Here is a 16859-nt window from a genome sequence, read left to right on the forward strand (position 1 = left end):
TAGCTCACTGGTATCGTAGAGGGGGAAGTAAGAGTACTTTGCCAAAACAAAATACTCGAATGATATCCAGAGCATCCAAAGTATTAATATAGGGACGTTCCTGCAGCGGATCATTTAGCCCCCATCTCCTCGACGATCTTGCGCGCCAGGCGATGCTCGGCCATGTCCTCGATATGCTTGCGGGTGTCCCAGCCGAAGCGTTGGGCCACCATGCCGAGATAGCGGGGATCGGCGAAGTATTCGTGGAAGGCGTCGTCGCGGAACTTCAGCACCTGGGCCGCCGAGCAATGCTCGGTGGGCAGCGGCTTGCAGTCGTAGGAATGCTGGGAGAATCCGGCCCAGCCGTCGGGCAGCGCCCAGCCGTTCTCCACCGCCTGGGTATAGAGGCCCGATCCGGGATAGGCCATGGCGGAATAGAAATTGGCGAACTCGCAGTTCAATTCCTTGGCCAGGTCCAGGGTTTCGCGCATGGTCGCCACCGTATCGTCGGGCAGGCCGAAGATGTAGTTGCCGATGACGCAGATTCCCGCCTTCTGGATATCGCGGACGATGCCGACGATGTCCTCGTATTTCAGCGCCTTGTCGGCGCCGTCGCGCACATGCTTCGAGCCCGATTCGATGCCCAGCGCCAGCCAGCGGATACCGGCCTTGCGCAATTTGGCCAGCATGGCGGGCTTGACGGTGTCGACGCGGGCATAAGCCCAGAAATTCAGCTCGTCGGAATAGCCCAGCTCGATCAGCCCGTCGCAGATGGCGGTGACGTGGCGGTCGTTGAGCACGAACATCTCGTCGATGATCTTGAAGGTCTTGACGCCGTAGGTGCGATATAGCCGGTCCACTTCGGCCACCACCTGGACGGGCGAGCGCATGCGATAGCGGTTGGCGTCGAAGGGCGCGTTGATGCAGCAGAAGCTGCACTTATAGGGGCAGCCCAGCGAGGTGTAGATGCTGGCATAGGGCATGCGCGCCCCCAGATCGCCGAAGCACTGCCAGTTATGGGCGCGGTATTTCTCCATGGGCAGCAGATGCCAGACATTGCCGTGCAGATCGGCGTCCAGATCACTGATCAGCGGCGCCGACATATTGACCCGGATTTCGTCCTCGCCGTCGCGCCAGACCAGACCGGCCACCTCGGTGGGGTCGGTCTCGGCACCCAGTTCCAGCCAGTCCAGCAACTGCACCACCGTGGCCGGTCCCTCGCCCTTGCAGGCGAAGTCCACCTGCTCTTCGGCCAGGGTGCGCTCGGGCAGGGCCGAGACATGGCCGCCGACGATGATGATGGGAATTTCCGGCGCCACGGCCTTGATGGCGGCGCAGGATTCGCCCGCCGCCACCATCTGCTGGGTCGAGGCCGAGGGCTGGTGGCCGAACACCACCATGCCCACCAGCACCGGATTCAACGCCTTGACCCGTTCGGCCACCGAGGCGGGGCCCATGCCCTCGGCCTCGGAATCCACGATCACCACGCTCTTGCCCCGGTCGATGGCGTAACCGGCGATCAGGCGGCACCACAGCGGCGGCTCGATGGCCGTCAGCTCGTTGCCGAGCTGCTGATAGATGCGCTCGCGGCCGCCCGGATTGACCAGGACGAGATCGGGGCGCTGGGACATCAGACGTTTCCGTAGATGCTGTTCTTGATCATGGTGAAGCCCTTGATCAGATCCTGGATGCCGAGATCGAGGGAGTGAGCGGGCTTGAAGCCGGTCTTCTCGATCTTCTCGTTGGACACGATGTAGTCGCGCTTATCGGGATCCTCGCCGATGGGGGCCTCGACGAAGACGAATTTGGGCAGGTGCTTCTGGATCACCTGACACAGTTCCCACTTGGACAAATTGGCGTCGGACAGGCCCACATTGTAGGGCTGGTTCTTCATGGATTCGAAATTTTCCAAGCCGTGCATGAAGGCGCGGGTCACGTCGCGAACATGAATGTAGTTGCGCTTGAAATGGGGCTCGAACAGCACCACGGCGCGGTCGGTGACGGCGCGGTAGACGAAGTCGTTGACCAGAAGGTCGATGCGCATGCGCGGCGCCATGCCGAACACGGTGGCGAGACGGAAGCTGATGGCGTTGCCGCGCTCCATCAGCGCCTGCTCCACTTCCACCTTGTGGACGCCGTAGAGCGAGATGGGGCGCAGCGGAGTTTCTTCCGTGCAGAACTTGCCCTGCTCGCCGACGCCGTAGCCGGAATTGGTGATGGGCATCAAGACGCGCTGGTTGGGCGAGAGCATCTTGAACAGCATCTTCTGGGCGTCGAGATTGGTGGTGGTGGCGCCGATGGGGTCCATGGCGCAGAGCGGCGCGCCCACCAGCGCGGCCAGCGGAACCACCACGTCCTTGTCCTTGATCAGGCCCTTCATCAGCGTCTCGTCGCGGCAATCGCCCTTGACCACGCTGAAATTGGGGTTCGAGCAGCAATGGCCCAGCGAGTGCTGCTTGAACATGAAATTGTCCAGCACCGCGACCTTATGCCCGGCCGCCAGCAGTTCGGGAACCATGATGGAGCCGAGATAGCCCGCGCCGCCGGTCACCAGGATGTTGTAGGTCATTGTGTGGTCCCTCTCTGTATTATCGTTTCAGTCCCCCCACCCCATCCCTCCCCACCAGGGGGAGGGGGGTGATCCCGTATCTCCCCTCCCCTCGATGGGGAGGGGCCGGGGTGGGGTGCTACCCGCAGGCCTTGTCCAAGACCTCGCGCAGACGGGTGATCTGCTCCGTCAGGTCGAAGGGATGGTTGCCGACGAAGAAGCCGTGGTCGTGGGCGAGGTCGGCATTGGGCACCGCACCGCCCACCACCTCGTAGTCGTAGTGCTTGATCACGTCGTGGCGCAGGAAATTGCCGCCGGTGATGATGCGATAGCCGATATCGGCGTCCTTCAAGGCGGCGAAGACCTTGTTGCGGTCGATCTTCCTGGCCGGATTGAGGATGATGGTGAACGAGAAGGCCGAGCTCTTGCCGTTTTCCTTTTGGATGATGAAGCGGTCGTCATTGCCCATCAGCTTTTGGAACAGCGCCAGATTCTTGCGGCGCTGGGCCGTGAAGCCGGGCAGCTTCTTGATCTGCTCGCGGCCGATGGCGGCCTCGATTTCCAGCGGCCGCACATTGTAGCCGGGCAGCACGAAGCGATAGGCCTCGAAGAAGTCGTTGCCCTTCTTCTGGAACACCGGGCTGTCGTTGGGCAGGTCGCGGGTCCAGCCATGGGCGCGCAGGGACCGGCTTAAGTGCGCCAGCTCGGTGTCATCGGTGAGGATGATGCCGCCTTCCATGGTGGAGATGTGGTGCGAGAAGAAGAAGCTGAAGGTGTTGAGATGGCCGAAGGTGCCGCACTTCTTGCCGCCCAGTTCGGCGTCCATGCTCTCGCAATTGTCTTCCAGCAGATACAGGCCGTGCTTGTCGGCGAAGGCGCGGGTCACGTCCAGCGCCGCCGGATTGCCGAGAATGGAAACCGCGACGATGGCCCGCGTCTTGGGGGTCAGCGCCTTTTCCAACTGGGCGACGTCCATGTTGAGCGTCTGCAGGTCCACGTCGACGAAGCGCAGCTTCAGCCCGTATTGCTGCAGCGGGTGGTAGGTGGTGGCCCAACTGATCACCGGAACGATGACCTCGTCGCCGCGCTGAAGGGGGCGCTCGCTCTTATAGGCCAGGGCGGCCACCGCGATCAGATTGGCCGAAGAGCCGGAATTGACCATGATGCCGTGCTTCACGCCGTGATAGGCGGCGAATTCCTCCTCGAACGCCTTGACGTTGGCGCCCATGGTGTAGAAGCCGGAATCGATGACGGCCTTGGCGGCGGCGGCCTCTTCAGGGCCCCAGGTCGGGGCGGCGAGCTCGTAGAACATGATCCAAGCAATCCTGATTGTTTAAGTCTTAAGAAAGGCCCGCACTCGCGCCTCGGCCACCAGGGGGCCGATTCCCACCTGCTCGTGCAGGGTGGCGCGGTCGCCCAGCTCGAAACGATAGGCCGGTTCCACCCCGATGCCCAGGGTCGGGCGCTCCAACCCCTTGCGGCTCAACAGATCGCGGGCCAGGGAATCGACGCCGCCCCGGCCGCTGAAGCCCTCTTCCATGCTGATCAGCGCGGGCCTCGCGGCCAGCAGCGCGGCCAGCGCGTCCTGGTCGAAGCCCGACAGGTCAAACAGGTCGATGACGGCGAGGCTGATGCCGTCCTGGGCCAGCTTGTCCGCCACTTTCAGCGCGGTATGGACCATATAGCCGGTGGCAACCACGCTGGCGTCGGACCCATCGCGCAACTGGGTGAAGCCCTTGTTCAGGTCGGGGGCGGTCTCGCCATGGAGGACCGGCAGGTTCTGGGCGTCGAAGCGCAGGTATTTCAGACCCCGCTGTCCGGCGCAGCGGTCGAACAGCGCCCCGGCGGTGACGTGATCGGCGGGCGACAGCACCGAGAACCCCGGCAGGGTCCGCATCAGGGTGATGTCCTCGTAGCACTGGTGGGTCGGTCCCGACACCACGTAGCTGTAGCCTGCTCCGACACCCACCAGGGTGACATTCATGGGCCGCACCGTGGACAGCAGGGCCAGATTGGTGCGGCACTGTTCATAGCAGCGCATGGTGATGAAGGGCGCTATGGCGTAGGCGAAGACCTTGAACCCTTCCAGCGCCAGCCCGGCGGACACATTGATCAGATTCTGCTCGGCGATGCCCACATTGATGAAGCGCTTGGGGAAGTCGCCGCGGATGCGGTCCAGGGTGGGGGCGCCGAAATCGGCGGCGACGAAGAACAGGCGTTCGTCCGTCGCCATGTTCTCCCAGATGCGCTCAAGCAGGGCATCGCGCATGGCCCTTGGCTGAAGGGCGGTCATTGCTGGGGCTCCCGCAGCAGGGAGTCGATGGTCTCGAATTTGGGCGACATCACATGGGACAGGGGGGCGTTTTCCAGGCCGGGGACGCCCCGCCCCTTGATGGTGCGGGCCACCAGCGCCTTAGGCCGGCCGTCGCGGGTCTTCTTCAGATGCGACAGCGCCGCGTGAACCGCCATGACATCGTGGCCGTCCACCTCCAGGCAGTCCCAGCCGAAGCCGCCCAGGCGGTCGGCAAGCCTGCCCAGCGAGTTGATCTCGTCGGTGAAGCCCAGCATGCAGATGCGGTTGTCGTCGACGATCAGGGTCAGGTTGTCCAGCCGGTTCTGAGCGGCGAACATGATGGCCTCCCAGTTGGCGCCTTCATGCAGTTCGCCGTCGCCGGTCACCACGAAGACGTCCTGGGCGCCGCCCTTGACCTTGAGCCCCAGCGCCATGCCGCTGGCCACGCCCAAGCCATGGCCCAGCGAGCCGTTGACCGTCTCGTAGCCGGGGATCACCGGATCGGGAATACCGCCCAGGAAACTGCCGGCCTGGCACACCCGCTCCAGTTCTTCTGCCGGGAAATAGCCCAGGTCGGCCAGGATCGGATACATGCAGATGGAGCCGTGGCCCTTGCTGATGATGCAGCGGTCGCGTTCTTCCCAGTCGGTGCGCTGGGGATCGAAGCGCAGCAGGCCGCCGTAATAGAGCGAGACGAAGATCTCGACGGGCGACAGCGACGACGCCAAGCGGACTTCCGGAGCCCGGCGATAGACCTCCAGGGTCTGGCGCCAGACCCAGTCCGCCTTGGCCCGCAAATCAACGTTAACCCCTGAAGCTTCCAAGCCTTGCCCCCTTATCCTTCGGTTCGAGCGCACACTAGCAAATCGCCCCCATCGCTCCAAGCGGTCAATCGCTTTCTCATTGCCCCTCAGTCGCCGGGCCTCAATGGCCCAGGCGCTCGCTTCGCGAGCTCTAGTCGCTCCAGTCCTCGTCGCGGACCCAATGATCGCCGCCGCCCAGGCGGGCCCGCAGGGATTGGGCCTCTTCGCAATCGGTGACGAAGGCCAGGATGGCGGATATGGCGCATTCGGCCGGATCACGCTTCAACTGGCGGGCGACGGTGGTCAGGCGCGCGGCGAGGTCAAGGTCGAGGTCGAGGTCGATTTTCATGGGGGTGGTTCTCAATCATAGGAACACCAAGGAGTCATATGATATTCTGCGCGACATTGAAGCCCCAACCAAGGCCTGCCAATCATGCGCGTCAATCGCGAATTTCTTGATCCCGATCTGGCCGGTTTTCTCCAGACGGCGGAAGAATCTGCGATCGCCGTCGCCCTTGCCGGGGGCGAAGCTGCTCGCGTCAAGGCATTGCGTGCCGCCTTGGACGACGGTGTCGCCAGCGGCGAGTCTGTCGATGCCGGTCCGGTGTTCCAGCGCCTTCTCGCCAAGTATGGCGCAGCCGATCGTTGATGGCGCGAGTTCGCTTTCGTCCCCGCGCCATCGCCGACCTGGAACAGATCGGCGACTTCATCGCGACCGACAATCCCGCTGCCGCCGCAACTTTCATCGCTGAAATCATGCGGTGCTGCGAGCTTCTGGCGGGCTCTCCCATGATCGGTCGGGACCGTGCGGCGCTTCGCTCCGGGACGCGCAGCTTTCCCGTTGGACACTACATCGTCTTTTACAGCCCAGCCTCCGACGGAATCGAGGTTGTTCGCGTTCTTCACGGTGCACGGGATGTTCAAAGCCTTTAACCCTTGATCTTTGCACCGGTTCCGACGAAAACCCAGGACCATGAGCACATTGTCCGACGCCCTGGCGCTGCGGCGCACCTTCGCCATCATCTCGCATCCCGATGCGGGCAAGACCACGCTGACCGAAAAGCTGCTGCTGTTCGGCGGAGCCATTCAGTTGGCTGGCGCCGTGCGCGCCCGTGGCGAACAGCGCCGCACCCGCTCGGACTGGATGTCCATCGAGAAGGAGCGCGGCATCTCGGTGTCGGCCTCGGTGATGACCTTCGAGCATGAAGGACTGACCTTCAACCTGCTGGACACGCCCGGCCACGAAGACTTTTCCGAGGATACCTATCGCACGCTCACGGCGGTGGATTCGGCCATCATGGTGCTGGACGCCGCCAAGGGTATCGAGACCCAGACGCTCAAGCTGTTCGAGGTCTGTCGCCTGCGCGACGTGCCCATCATCACCTTCGTCAACAAGGTGGACAGGGAAGGCCGTGACACCTTCGATCTGCTGCACGAGGTGGAAAAGACCCTGGCGCTGGACGTGACGCCGGTGACCTGGCCCATCGGCATGGGCCGCGACTTGAAGGGCGTCTACGATCTGGTGCGCGATCGCGTCATCCTGTTCGATCCCGGCCGTGGCGATCACATCGCCGAAATCAGCGTCGACGCCTCGCTGGATTCTCCCAAGCTGGACGAGGCGGTGGGCAAGACGGCGGCGGCCAAGCTGCGCGAGGAAGTGGAACTGGTCCGGGGCGGCTATCCCGAATTCGACCTGGAAAGCTTCCGCGCCGGTCACCTGACGCCGGTCTTCTTCGGTTCCGCCTTGAAGACCTTCGGCGTCGCCGAACTGCTGCGCGGCGTCGGCCGTCTGGCGCCGCCGCCTTTGGCGCGCAAGTCCGACAAGCGGGTGGTCGAGCCCGACGAGGCCAAGGTCAGCGGCTTCGTCTTCAAGGTCCAGGCCAACATGGACCCCAACCATCGCGACCGCATCGCCTTCTTCCGCATCTGCTCGGGCCGCTTCAAGCGCGGCATGAAGCTGAAGCATGTGCGCACGGGCAAGCAGATGGCCCTGGTCAATCCGGTGTTCTTCCTGGCCCGCGACCGCGAACTGGCGGAAGAGGCCTTTCCCGGCGACATCATGGGCATTCCCAATCACGGCCAATTGCGCATCGGCGACACGCTGAGCGAGGCCGAGGACATGAACTTCCTCGGCATTCCCACCTTCGCCCCGGAAGTGTTGCGCCGCGTCCGCCTTGACGATCCCATGAAGGCCAAGCAGTTGAAGAAGGCCGTGGAGGATCTGGCGGAAGAGGGGATCTCCCAGGTGTTCAAGCCCATCGACGGTTCCACCTGGATCGTCGGCGTGGTGGGCGCGCTGCAGTTCGACGTGCTGACCACCCGCATCGAGTCCGAATACAACATCAAGGCCGGCTTCGAGGAAGCCCCCTTCGTCACCGCCCGCTGGGTCGCCTGCGACGACGAGGCCGAATTGAAGCGCTTCATGGAGGCCAACAAGTCCAACATGGCCGAGGACCGCGACGGTGGCATCGTCTATCTGGCCCGCAATACCTGGCAGATGAACCGCGCCCAGCAGGATTTCGAGAAAGTTCGCTTCACCGCCACGCGGGAACAGCATTAGACATGCCCCTCAAGCGCCGGGCGCGAACTCCGTTCGCTTGGCTTCCGCGCCACGCGGCGCGCCGGCCCTTGGCCGCAACTCCTCGCCTGCGGCTCGTCGGGGTTAACGGCGTGCCGCCAGCGCTTCTTCCCGCGTCTTGAATCCCAGTTCCAGCAGCAGCGGCGGTTCCAGCCCCGCTTCCGCCAAGGCGGCGCGGTCGGCCAGCACCTCGGCGGCGGTGCCGTGCCGCGTCACCCTGCCCCGGTTGAACAGCGCCACCTCGTCGGCGAAAGCCCAGGCCAGATCCACGTCATGGGTGGTGAAGACCAGGGTGGTGCCCGCCTCGGACAATGTCGCCAGGGCGTCCAGCAGCCGCCTGGCGCCTTGGTGGTCGAGGCCCGCCACCGGCTCGTCCAGCAACAGCACCTCGGGCCGCATGGCCAAGGCTCCGGCGATGGCGACCCGCTTCTTCTGGCCGAACGACAGCATATGGGTGGCGCGGTCGGCCAGATCGCCGATGCCGAGCGCGTCCAAGGCTTCCGCGACCCGCTGGCGGGTTTCAGTCTCGTCGAGGCCGAGATTGAGCGGGCCGAACGAGACGTCTTCCGCCACCGTGGCGGCGAACAATTGGTCGTCGGGCTCTTGCATCACCAGCCCGACCCGCTTGCGCCAATCCGCCAGGGCCGCCCGTGAATAAGCGGCTTCGGCGCCGTCCAGCAGCACCCTTCCGCCCGACGGCTTCAAACTGCCGTTGAGATGCAGCAGCAAGGTCGACTTGCCCGCCCCATTGGGGCCCAGCACCGCCAGCCTGCGCCCCCTTGCGACGGCGAGGTCGAGCCCGTCCAGGGCCTTGATGCCGCCGGGATAGGCGTAGTTCAGGGCTTGGGCGTCGAGGATCAGGCCAGCCACAGGCAGGCTCCCGCCAGGGCGGCTTCGCCCGCTAGGATCGCGGCCAGCATGGGCAGCGAGGCCTGCCGCCTTGGGCTCAACATGCGCAGCGTGCCGTCGAAGCCGCGCGCCGCCAGTCCCATCTCCAGCCGCCTCGCGCTGTCCATGGCACGGGGCAGCAGCAGGGCGATCAAAAGCCCCAGCGAGCGGATGGACCGCCGCCAGCCGTGCCAGCCCAGCCGCGCCTCTTGCGCCGTCTGGATGGCGGCGGCGGCATCGAGCAGCAGGAACAGGAACCGCCAGGTCAGCAGCATGATCTCGGCGATCTCGGCGGGCAGGCCCAGCCGTCGCATGCCCCGGATCAAATCCGGCGTCGGCGTGGTGGCGGCCAGCAGCAGCAGGCAGGCCACCGCCGCCCAGGCGCGCAGCATGACCATGGCCGCCGCCTGTCCGTGGTCGGCGGCAAGACCGATGCCCTGCGGCCCCAGGTCAATGGCGATGGCGGCGGCGCCGGTCAGGATGAAGCCCATGGGCGCCGCGTTGAGCCGCAGCCAATCGGCAAGCCTTATGCGGGCGCCGATCAGGGCGGTGCCCCAGGCGGCCGCCAGCACCAGGGCCGCCCCCGGCCAGGGCGGAAGCGTCAGGGCGAGGGCCAGCAGGCCGAGGGCGAGCGCCGCCTTCTCGGCCAGCGCCCGGCCCCGCCATGGACTTGCCTGGGCCAGACGGTCGATGTGGAGACTCATGAGGAATGCGGCCGGGACGGCCGCGCTCCCGATTGTGGCGTCCGGGATCGGGGCGCGGGCATCCTGCCCGCATCCTGTCGGCTCATTTGTCCCTGCGACCGTGCATCCGGCCGAGGACATAGCCCAGGATTCCAGCCCCGAAGGCAGCCTGCAGCGCGAACAGGGTGGCCTCGATTTCCTTGGTGGGGGCCCAGAACGGCTCGGTCCATTTCCGGTAATCGGGGTTGGACGCGGTGACCACCTCGCTGGCGGCGTCGTCGGTGCCGCCGAACTGGGCGGCCGGGTTGAGGATCAGCGGCGCGGCGACGATCAGGGCCGCCATGCCCAGCAGCAGGGCGTTGCTCTTGGCGGTCATGCCTTTGCTCCCAGAATGCGAATATGGCCGCGTGCCGCCAGGGCGTTCATCACCACGATGGTGACCAATCCCTCGGCCACCGCCAGCGGCGCCTGGGTCACGGCGAAGATGCCCGCGAACTTGGCGAAGGATCCGGCGAAGCCGGTCTCGGCATCGGGGAAGGCCAGGGCCAATTGGGTCGAGGTCACCACATAGGTGGCCATATCGCCCAGGCAGGCCGACAGGAAGACAGCGACGGAGGCGGGCAGGGCCAGCCGTCCCGCCAGCTTCCAGATGCCATAGGCGACCCAGGGACCGGCGATGGCCATGGAAAAGATATTGGCGCCCAGGGTGGTCAGGCCGCCATGGGCCAGCAGCAGGGCCTGGAACAGCAGGACGACGCTTCCCATCACCGCCATCACCGAGGGGCCGAACATCATGGCCCCCAGGCTGGTGCCGGTGGGATGCGAGCACGATCCGGTGACGCTGGGCAGCTTCAGGGCCGATAGCACGAAGGTGAAGCCGCCGGCCGCGGCCAGTTGCAGCCGTGCTTCCGGGTGTTCGGCGACGATGCGCTTCAGCCGCCGCGCGCCCATCACCACGAAGGGGGCGGAAATCACCGTCCAGGCAAGGGCATGCCCGGCGGGAAGAAAACCTTCCATGATATGCATTTTGAACAGACTCCGTTCGTCGAGACCAAACGTCGTCGCGAAACGGAACACCAACCCACCGACTCACCCCGGCCGAACGGGCTCGCAACGACTCTCGCGATGGCAGGTCTCCTGACTTGCGGGTCATAAGGTCCGGCATAGCCTTCCCAGCCCGTTTGGGGGCCAGTGGCGATCTCTGGGGCCGAACCCTCTCCGCTTACAGTTGCGGGGGCAGTCACGGATTTAGCCCCCTTTTCGGGCGCCGCACCGTAGTTCCCATTTTCACCCGACGCCCTTGGGACGCCGGGAACCATCACGGCCACTATAATTTCGCCATGATCGGGATGCAAACCCTTCGCGAGGTGCTAACCTTATTCCCTCTCCCGCTTGCGGGAGAGGGTGGCGCGGAACGCGCCGGGTGAGGGTTCGTCTATTGGCATCCAGCCCCCTCACCCCAACCCTCTCCCCCGAATCGGGGGAGAGGGAGTGACGATTTAGGGAGGTTTCTTTCGTGTCCCACACCATTGCCCTGGTCGATGACGACCGCAACATCCTGACCTCGGTGTCCATGGCGCTGGAGGCCGAGGGCTTCAAGGTCCGCACCTATACCGACGGCGCCGAGGCCCTGCGCGGCCTGACCGGCCAGCCCGCCGATCTTGCCGTGCTCGACATCAAGATGCCGCGCATGGACGGCATGGAATTGCTGCAACGCCTGCGCAAGCAATCGGCTATTCCGGTGATCTTCCTCACCTCCAAGGATGACGAGATCGACGAGTTGATGGGGCTGCGCATGGGCGCCGACGACTACATCAAGAAGCCGTTCTCGCAGAAGCTGCTGATCGAGCGCATCCGCACCCTGATCCGCCGCCTGGAGGCCAATGTGATCGGCGATCAGCCGGGCGGCGACGCCCTGGTGCGCGGCCAATTGGTCATGGACCCCGCCCGCCATGCCAGCACCTGGAAGGGCAAGAAGGTGGACCTCACCGTCACCGAGTTCCTGCTGCTCAAGGCCCTGGCCCAGCGGCCCGGCCATGTGAAGAACCGCGACCAGTTGATCGACGCGGCTTACGGCGAATCCATCTATGTGGACGACCGCACCATCGACAGCCACATCAAGCGGCTGCGCAAGAAGTTCCGCGACGTGGACGAGGAATTCAGCCAGATCGAGACCCTCTACGGCGTGGGCTATCGCTACGGCGAGGAATAGGCATGACCGAGGTGGTCCAAAGAAAGCTCCCCCGCTGGCGGCCCCTGGCCTCGCCTTTGACCCGGCGCATTCTGGCGGTCAATCTGCTGGCGCCGGTGGTCCTGGTGATCGGACTGTTCTATCTGGACCACTATAAGCAGGGACTGGTCCGCACCGAATTGGAGGCGCTCGGCACCCATGCCAAGATGATGGCCGCCGCCATCGGCGAAAGCGCGGTGTTCGAGGAAGAGCGCGGCAATATCGAATTCAATCACGATCTGGTGCAGCTCCTGGTGCGGCGTCTGGCCGAACCGGCCAATCTGCGTGCCCGCCTGTTCGAGATGGATGGCGATCTGGCGGCGGATTCCCGAGGGCGGCGGGGGGCGGTCGGGCTGGTTCATATCGAGGAACTGCCGGTGCCGCAAATCCCGAAGTGGAGCGATCGTCTGCGTCTGTGGTTGGAACACGTCACCCGCTGGGTTCCCGCCGACGACGGATTGCCGGTCTATCAGGAACGCCTGCATCACCGCGCCGGCGACTTCGCCGAGGTGATGAGCGCCATGGCGGGACGCCAGGATTGGGGCGTGCGGACGCGGCCGATCGGAGGGCTGATTCTGTCGGTGGCGGTGCCGGTGCAGCATTACAAGCAGGTGGTCGGCGCCCTGCTGATCACCACCGACGGCACCAATATCGCCCGTTCGCTGTTTCAGATCCGCATCGCCATCCTGGAAGCCTTCGCGGTGTCCCTGGCCTTGACCATCGGCCTGTCGCTCTACATGGCGGGGGCCATCGCGCGGCCCATCCGCCGCCTTGCCCTGGCGGCCGAGCGGGTGCGCCACGGCCATGGAAGCAACCATTCCATTCCCGACATGTCCGCCCGCAAGGACGAGATCGGCGAGCTGTCGCTGGCCCTGAAGGAGATGACCGAGGCGTTGTGGCGACGCATGAATGCCATCGAGGCTTTCGCCGCCGACGTGGCCCATGAAATCAAGAATCCGCTGACCTCGTTGCGCTCGGCGGTGGAGACCGCCGCCCGCATCGAGAACCCCGATCAGCAGCGCAAGCTGATGGCCATCATCCTCGACGATGTGGGGCGGCTGAACCGGCTGATCAGCGATATTTCCGACGCGTCGCGCATCGATGCCGAAATGCAGCGGATCGAGACCGAACCGGTGGCGGTGACCGCCATGATGGACGCCCTGACCGAGGTCTACCGCTCCACCACCGCCGATCAGGGGCTGAGCTTCACCCTGGAACGGCCCGACGGCGATCCGCTGATGGTCATGGGCCTGGAACCGCGTTTGGTGCAGGTGTTGCGGAACCTCATCGCCAATGCCATCTCGTTCAGCCCGCCCCAGGGGACCATCGCCCTTCGGGCCTTGCGGATGGACGGCATGGTCCGCATGGAAATCGACGATCAGGGGCCGGGCATTCCGTCCAACAAGCTGGACGCCATCTTCGAGCGCTTTTATTCCGAGCGCCCCGAAGGCGAGAAGTTCGGCACCCATTCCGGGCTCGGCCTGTCCATCTCGCGCCAGATCATCGACGCCCATGGCGGCCGTCTGTTCGCCGCCAACCGTCCCGAGGGCGGGGCGCGCTTCACGGTGGATTTGCCCACCGTGTGACGTTGCCCAATTTATGTCGCAAAGGGATGCTCTACTCCATCCATCCCTTCAACCGGAGTTACGTCCATGAAAAAGCTTCTGATTGCCCTGATCGCCGCCCTTCCCGTGGTGATGACCATGCCCGCCTCGGCCCAGCAACCGGGCGAGATGCGCAAGGACCGCCCGGAAATGCGCAAGGACCGCGAGGACATGCGTGAGGACCGGCGCGAGATCGGCCAGGATCGCCGCAAGGAGGTCCATGACCGCAATGAATTGCGCAAGGACCGCAAGGACGGCGACAAGGAGGCCATGGCCAAGGATCGCAAGGAGCTTCGCGAGGACCGCAAGGAAATGCGCGACGACAAGCGCGAGATGCGCCACGACCGCAAGGAGCATCGCGAGGACCGTCGTGAGATGCGCGAGGACCGCAAGGATCGCTAGTAGGCGTATTCCTTGAAGATCGGATCGACGCATCCCTGCCAGCGGCCCTCATAGGCCTCCAGCATATCCTCGGCGGGGGTGCGTCCGGTCCGCACCGTGTTTTCCAAGGTGTCGAGATAGATGGACTCGTCACGGCCGGAATCGTTGAGCCGGGCGCGCCGCTTCAGCCCGCCCGAGGCCAGCGCCAGGACATCGGCGGCGATGTCGCGCACCGTGCGGCCGCCGACCTTGGCCGCCAGGGCCTGGGCGGGAACGTCGCGGCGCAGCCCGTGGCGGTCCTCCGCCGTCCAGTCCTTGACCAACTGCCAGGCGCCGTCCAGCGCCACGTCGTCATAGAGCAATCCGGTCCAAAGGGCGGGCAGGGCGCATAGACGCCGCCACGGCCCGGCATCGGCGCCGCGCATTTCCAGGAACTGCTTCAGGCGCACATCGGGAAAGGCGGTGGTCAGGTGATCGGCCCAGTCGCCCATGGTGGGCGTCTCGCCCGGCAGGGCGGGCAGCTTGCCCGCCATGAAGTCGCGGAAGCTCTGGCCCGCCGCGTCGATGTATTTTCCGTCGCGGTAGACGAAATACATGGGCACGTCGAGCATCCAGTCCACGTAGCGCTCGAACCCCATTCCGTCCTCGAAGGCGAAGGGCAGCGGTCCGGTGCGATGGGGGTCGGTGTCGGTCCACACATCGGCCCGCGCCGACAGCAGGCCCGACGGCTTGCCGTCCACGAAGGGCGACGAGGCGAACAGGGCGGTGGCGATGGATTGCAGCGCCAGCGAGACGCGCAGCTTCTTCACCATGTCGGCTTCCGAGGCGAAGTCCAGGTTCACCTGCACCGTGCAGGTGCGCAGCATCATGTCGAGGCCCTTGCCGCCCACCAGCGGCATGTAGCGGCGCATGATGTCGTAGCGGCCCTTGGGCATCCAGGGGATGTCGCCCTGGCCCCATTTGGGCTGGAACCCGGCGCCGAGAAAGCCGATGCCCAGCGGTTCGGCCACCTGCTTGACCTGCTCCAGGTGATGGGTGACCTCGGCGGCGGTCTGGTGGATGTTTTCCATCAGGCCGCCGGACAGTTCCAACTGGCCGCCCGGCTCCAGGCTGACCGAGGCGCCCTGGCCGTCCAGCAGCGCGATGACCTTGCCGGTTTCCTCGAATTTTTCCCAGCCCAGCGCCGCCAACCCGTCCAGCATGGCCTTGATGCCGCGCTTGCCGTCATAGGGCAGCGGGCGCAGATCGCCGTCGGTATAGCCGAATTTCTCGTGCTCGGTGCCGATGCGCCATTGGTCGCGCGGCTTGCACCCTCGTTCCAGCGAGTCCACCAATTGGCGCTTGCCGGTGACGGGCGCGCTGCTGGGCGTGGCGGGTGCGGACATGGAACCGGTAATCCTGACTCTTGCGATGAGGGACCAGCAAACGACAGGGCGGGTAAGCCCGTCAAGCGCCGAATCCGTGGGGGTCCCTCTTGATTTGACGCCCTTGAATGCAATTAAGGTGTTGCGGAAAGCGCGCCACTCAGTTTAGGTCACATTCGACCATATCTGTTGTTCCGGTGTCTCATGATGAATGTTATCCGCGCGAAGCTTCACGGCATTCGCGTCACCAATGCCGATCTCAACTACCACGGCTCCATCACGCTGGATCCCGAGCAGTGCGAGATGGCCGGCATCTATCCCATGGAATTCGTCGAGATCTGGAACAAGAATTCCGCCGCCCGCATCTCCACCTATGTGATCTACGGCGAGCCCGGCTCGCGCTGCTGCGTGCTCAACGGCGCCGCCGCCCGGACCTGCCAGAAGGGCGACGAGTTGATCATCGCCGCCTCCGAGTTGATCAGCGGGCCGGAAAAGCTCTATGACATCAAGCCGCGCATCCTGACCTTCCTGCCCGACAATCACGTTGATCAGGTGCTGTATTACGACGTCTTTCAAAGCGAGAGGCGGCCCTACGACTTCCGCATCGTCGACGCCGACAAGCACACGGTGGAAAGCTGCCACACTTGGCCCAACGTGGATATCACCCGGGTGCGCGACGGCCTGATCGCCAAGGGGTGGAGCGAGGCGGAAAGCGACGATTTCATCGCCAAGCATTTCTCGCTGTGAGCCGCTGATGAAGCCCGCCGTCGTTCTGCTGTCCGGCGGTCTCGATTCGGCGACCACGCTGGCCATGGCCAAGGCCGACGGTTTCGCCCCGGCGGCGCTGACGTTCCGCTATGGCCAGCGTCACGCCGTCGAGATCGACGCGGCGCGCCGGGTGGCGCTCGCCATCGGGGTTTCCGATCACCGCATCGCCGATATCGACCTCCGGGTGTTCGGCGGCTCGGCGCTGACCTCCGACTTGGCGGTGCCCAAGGGCCGCGCCGACGCGGAAATCTCGACGGGGATTCCGGTCACCTATGTGCCTGCCCGCAATACCATCATGCTGTCCTTCGCCCTGGCCTTCGCCGAGGTGATCGGCGCCGCCGACATCTTCGTCGGCGTCAACGCGGTGGATTATTCCGGCTATCCCGACTGCCGCCCCGACTACATCAAGGCGTTCGAGGACATGGCCAATCTGGCCACCAAGGCGGCGGTGGAGGGGCGCCGCCTCACGCTGCACACGCCGCTGATCAACCTGACCAAGGGCGAGATCATCAAGAAGGGGCTGGCGCTTGGCGTGGACTATGCCATCACGTCGACCTGCTACGACCCCGATCCGCTGGGGCATGCCTGCGGCCAGTGCGATTCGTGTCGGTTGCGTCTGAAGGGCTTCGCCGAGGCCGGTCTGGCCGATCCGGCGCCTTATGCCGCTCGGCCGATGAAATGACCCTTGTGGAATGCGGCCGGGACGGCCGCGCTCCGAGAATAGCGCGCCGTTCGGAGCG

The 16859-nt window shown here is 64.9% G+C and carries 19 protein-coding genes and 1 riboswitch; of the genes, 8 read left to right on the plus strand and 11 right to left on the minus strand.

Translation table 11 applies throughout. From position 1 onward, the window contains the following. Positions 1-110: 110 nt before the first annotated feature. From CU669_RS11345 to CU669_RS11370, 6 genes are all read right to left on the minus strand, one after another. Entirely contained in the window at positions 111-1610 is a 1500-nt protein-coding gene (locus CU669_RS11345; protein ID WP_112144711.1) for a B12-binding domain-containing radical SAM protein, read from the minus strand. Further along, on the minus strand, positions 1610-2548 hold the full coding sequence (locus CU669_RS11350) for an NAD-dependent epimerase/dehydratase family protein (RefSeq protein WP_112144713.1): 939 nt from the start codon (positions 2546-2548) through the stop codon (positions 1610-1612). Before CU669_RS11350 ends, CU669_RS11345 begins: the two co-directional genes overlap by 1 nt. A gap of 118 nt (positions 2549-2666) precedes the next feature. Then, positions 2667-3839, minus strand: a complete 1173-nt coding sequence (locus CU669_RS11355; RefSeq protein WP_112144714.1) for a DegT/DnrJ/EryC1/StrS family aminotransferase — start codon at positions 3837-3839, stop codon at positions 2667-2669. Positions 3840-3860: 21 nt separating this feature from the next. Further along, the gene (locus tag CU669_RS11360; protein WP_112144716.1) at positions 3861-4820 is read right to left on the minus strand and encodes a transketolase family protein; all 960 of its coding nucleotides are present in this window, start codon (positions 4818-4820) and stop codon (positions 3861-3863) included. Next, positions 4817-5644: a transketolase gene (locus CU669_RS11365; RefSeq protein WP_112144717.1), complete on the minus strand. Its 828-nt coding sequence runs from the start codon at positions 5642-5644 to the stop codon at positions 4817-4819. The genes CU669_RS11360 and CU669_RS11365 overlap by 4 nt, the downstream gene beginning before the upstream one ends. A 130-nt stretch (positions 5645-5774) precedes the next feature. Continuing rightward, the gene (locus CU669_RS11370; RefSeq protein WP_239988679.1) at positions 5775-5972 is read right to left on the minus strand and encodes a hypothetical protein; all 198 of its coding nucleotides are present in this window, start codon (positions 5970-5972) and stop codon (positions 5775-5777) included. An 84-nt stretch (positions 5973-6056) separates the two neighbouring features. On the opposite strand from CU669_RS11370, the gene CU669_RS11375 reads away from it, so the two are divergent. The 3 genes from CU669_RS11375 to CU669_RS11385 are packed head-to-tail and all read left to right on the plus strand — an operon-like array spanning position 6057 to position 8183. Next, positions 6057-6272, plus strand: a complete 216-nt coding sequence (locus CU669_RS11375) for a hypothetical protein (protein ID WP_112144719.1) — start codon at positions 6057-6059, stop codon at positions 6270-6272. Beyond that, positions 6272-6556: a type II toxin-antitoxin system RelE/ParE family toxin gene (locus CU669_RS11380; protein ID WP_112144721.1), complete on the plus strand. Its 285-nt coding sequence runs from the start codon at positions 6272-6274 to the stop codon at positions 6554-6556. The genes CU669_RS11375 and CU669_RS11380 overlap by 1 nt, the downstream gene beginning before the upstream one ends. A 40-nt stretch (positions 6557-6596) precedes the next feature. Further along, positions 6597-8183, plus strand: coding sequence for a peptide chain release factor 3 (locus CU669_RS11385; RefSeq protein WP_112144723.1), 1587 nt, complete (start codon positions 6597-6599; stop codon positions 8181-8183). A gap of 102 nt (positions 8184-8285) precedes the next feature. On the opposite strand, the gene CU669_RS11390 is transcribed toward CU669_RS11385, so the two are convergent. From CU669_RS11390 to CU669_RS11405, 4 genes are all read right to left on the minus strand, one after another. Continuing rightward, positions 8286-9071 carry an energy-coupling factor ABC transporter ATP-binding protein gene (locus CU669_RS11390; protein ID WP_192884610.1) on the minus strand — a complete coding sequence of 262 codons (786 nt, stop codon included), beginning with the start codon at positions 9069-9071 and terminating at the stop codon, positions 8286-8288. Further along, positions 9059-9793 carry a cobalt ECF transporter T component CbiQ gene (gene cbiQ, locus CU669_RS11395; RefSeq protein WP_112144724.1) on the minus strand — a complete coding sequence of 245 codons (735 nt, stop codon included), beginning with the start codon at positions 9791-9793 and terminating at the stop codon, positions 9059-9061. The genes CU669_RS11390 and cbiQ overlap by 13 nt, the downstream gene beginning before the upstream one ends. An 82-nt stretch (positions 9794-9875) precedes the next feature. Beyond that, positions 9876-10148: an energy-coupling factor ABC transporter substrate-binding protein gene (locus CU669_RS11400; RefSeq protein ID WP_112144726.1), complete on the minus strand. Its 273-nt coding sequence runs from the start codon at positions 10146-10148 to the stop codon at positions 9876-9878. Next, positions 10145-10798 (minus strand): energy-coupling factor ABC transporter permease, encoded by a 654-nt coding sequence (locus CU669_RS11405; RefSeq protein WP_112144727.1) that lies wholly within the window; start codon positions 10796-10798, stop codon positions 10145-10147. Before CU669_RS11405 ends, CU669_RS11400 begins: the two co-directional genes overlap by 4 nt. Before the next feature lie 84 nt (positions 10799-10882). Beyond that, positions 10883-11107: riboswitch (cobalamin riboswitch) on the minus strand. Positions 11108-11288: 181 nt separating this feature from the next. Here CU669_RS11405 and CU669_RS11410 point away from each other — a divergent pair. From CU669_RS11410 to CU669_RS11420, 3 genes are all read left to right on the plus strand, one after another. Next, positions 11289-11984 carry a response regulator transcription factor gene (locus tag CU669_RS11410; protein ID WP_112144729.1) on the plus strand — a complete coding sequence of 232 codons (696 nt, stop codon included), beginning with the start codon at positions 11289-11291 and terminating at the stop codon, positions 11982-11984. A 2-nt stretch (positions 11985-11986) separates the two neighbouring features. Beyond that, positions 11987-13588 (plus strand): stimulus-sensing domain-containing protein, encoded by a 1602-nt coding sequence (locus CU669_RS11415; protein WP_112144731.1) that lies wholly within the window; start codon positions 11987-11989, stop codon positions 13586-13588. Between the two features lie 66 nt (positions 13589-13654). Next, complete coding sequence (locus tag CU669_RS11420; protein ID WP_112144732.1) at positions 13655-14008, plus strand: hypothetical protein; 354 nt, start codon at positions 13655-13657, stop codon at positions 14006-14008. On the opposite strand, the gene CU669_RS11425 is transcribed toward CU669_RS11420, so the two are convergent. After that, positions 14005-15372: a glutamate--cysteine ligase gene (locus tag CU669_RS11425; protein ID WP_112144734.1), complete on the minus strand. Its 1368-nt coding sequence runs from the start codon at positions 15370-15372 to the stop codon at positions 14005-14007. The two genes, CU669_RS11420 and CU669_RS11425, sit on opposite strands and share 4 nt — an antisense overlap. A gap of 183 nt (positions 15373-15555) precedes the next feature. Between CU669_RS11425 and CU669_RS11430 the strand changes: the two genes are divergently transcribed. Together CU669_RS11430 and queC are read left to right on the plus strand one after the other, a co-directional pair. Next, entirely contained in the window at positions 15556-16098 is a 543-nt protein-coding gene (locus CU669_RS11430; protein WP_112144736.1) for an aspartate 1-decarboxylase, read from the plus strand. Positions 16099-16105: 7 nt separating this feature from the next. Further along, positions 16106-16801 (plus strand): 7-cyano-7-deazaguanine synthase QueC, encoded by a 696-nt coding sequence (gene queC / locus CU669_RS11435; protein ID WP_112144737.1) that lies wholly within the window; start codon positions 16106-16108, stop codon positions 16799-16801. Positions 16802-16859: the final 58 nt, after the last annotated feature.

Origin of the sequence: Paramagnetospirillum kuznetsovii, from assembly GCF_003284725.1 — a bacterium.
In the GTDB taxonomy this organism is placed as follows: domain Bacteria; phylum Pseudomonadota; class Alphaproteobacteria; order Rhodospirillales; family Magnetospirillaceae; genus Phaeospirillum; species Phaeospirillum kuznetsovii.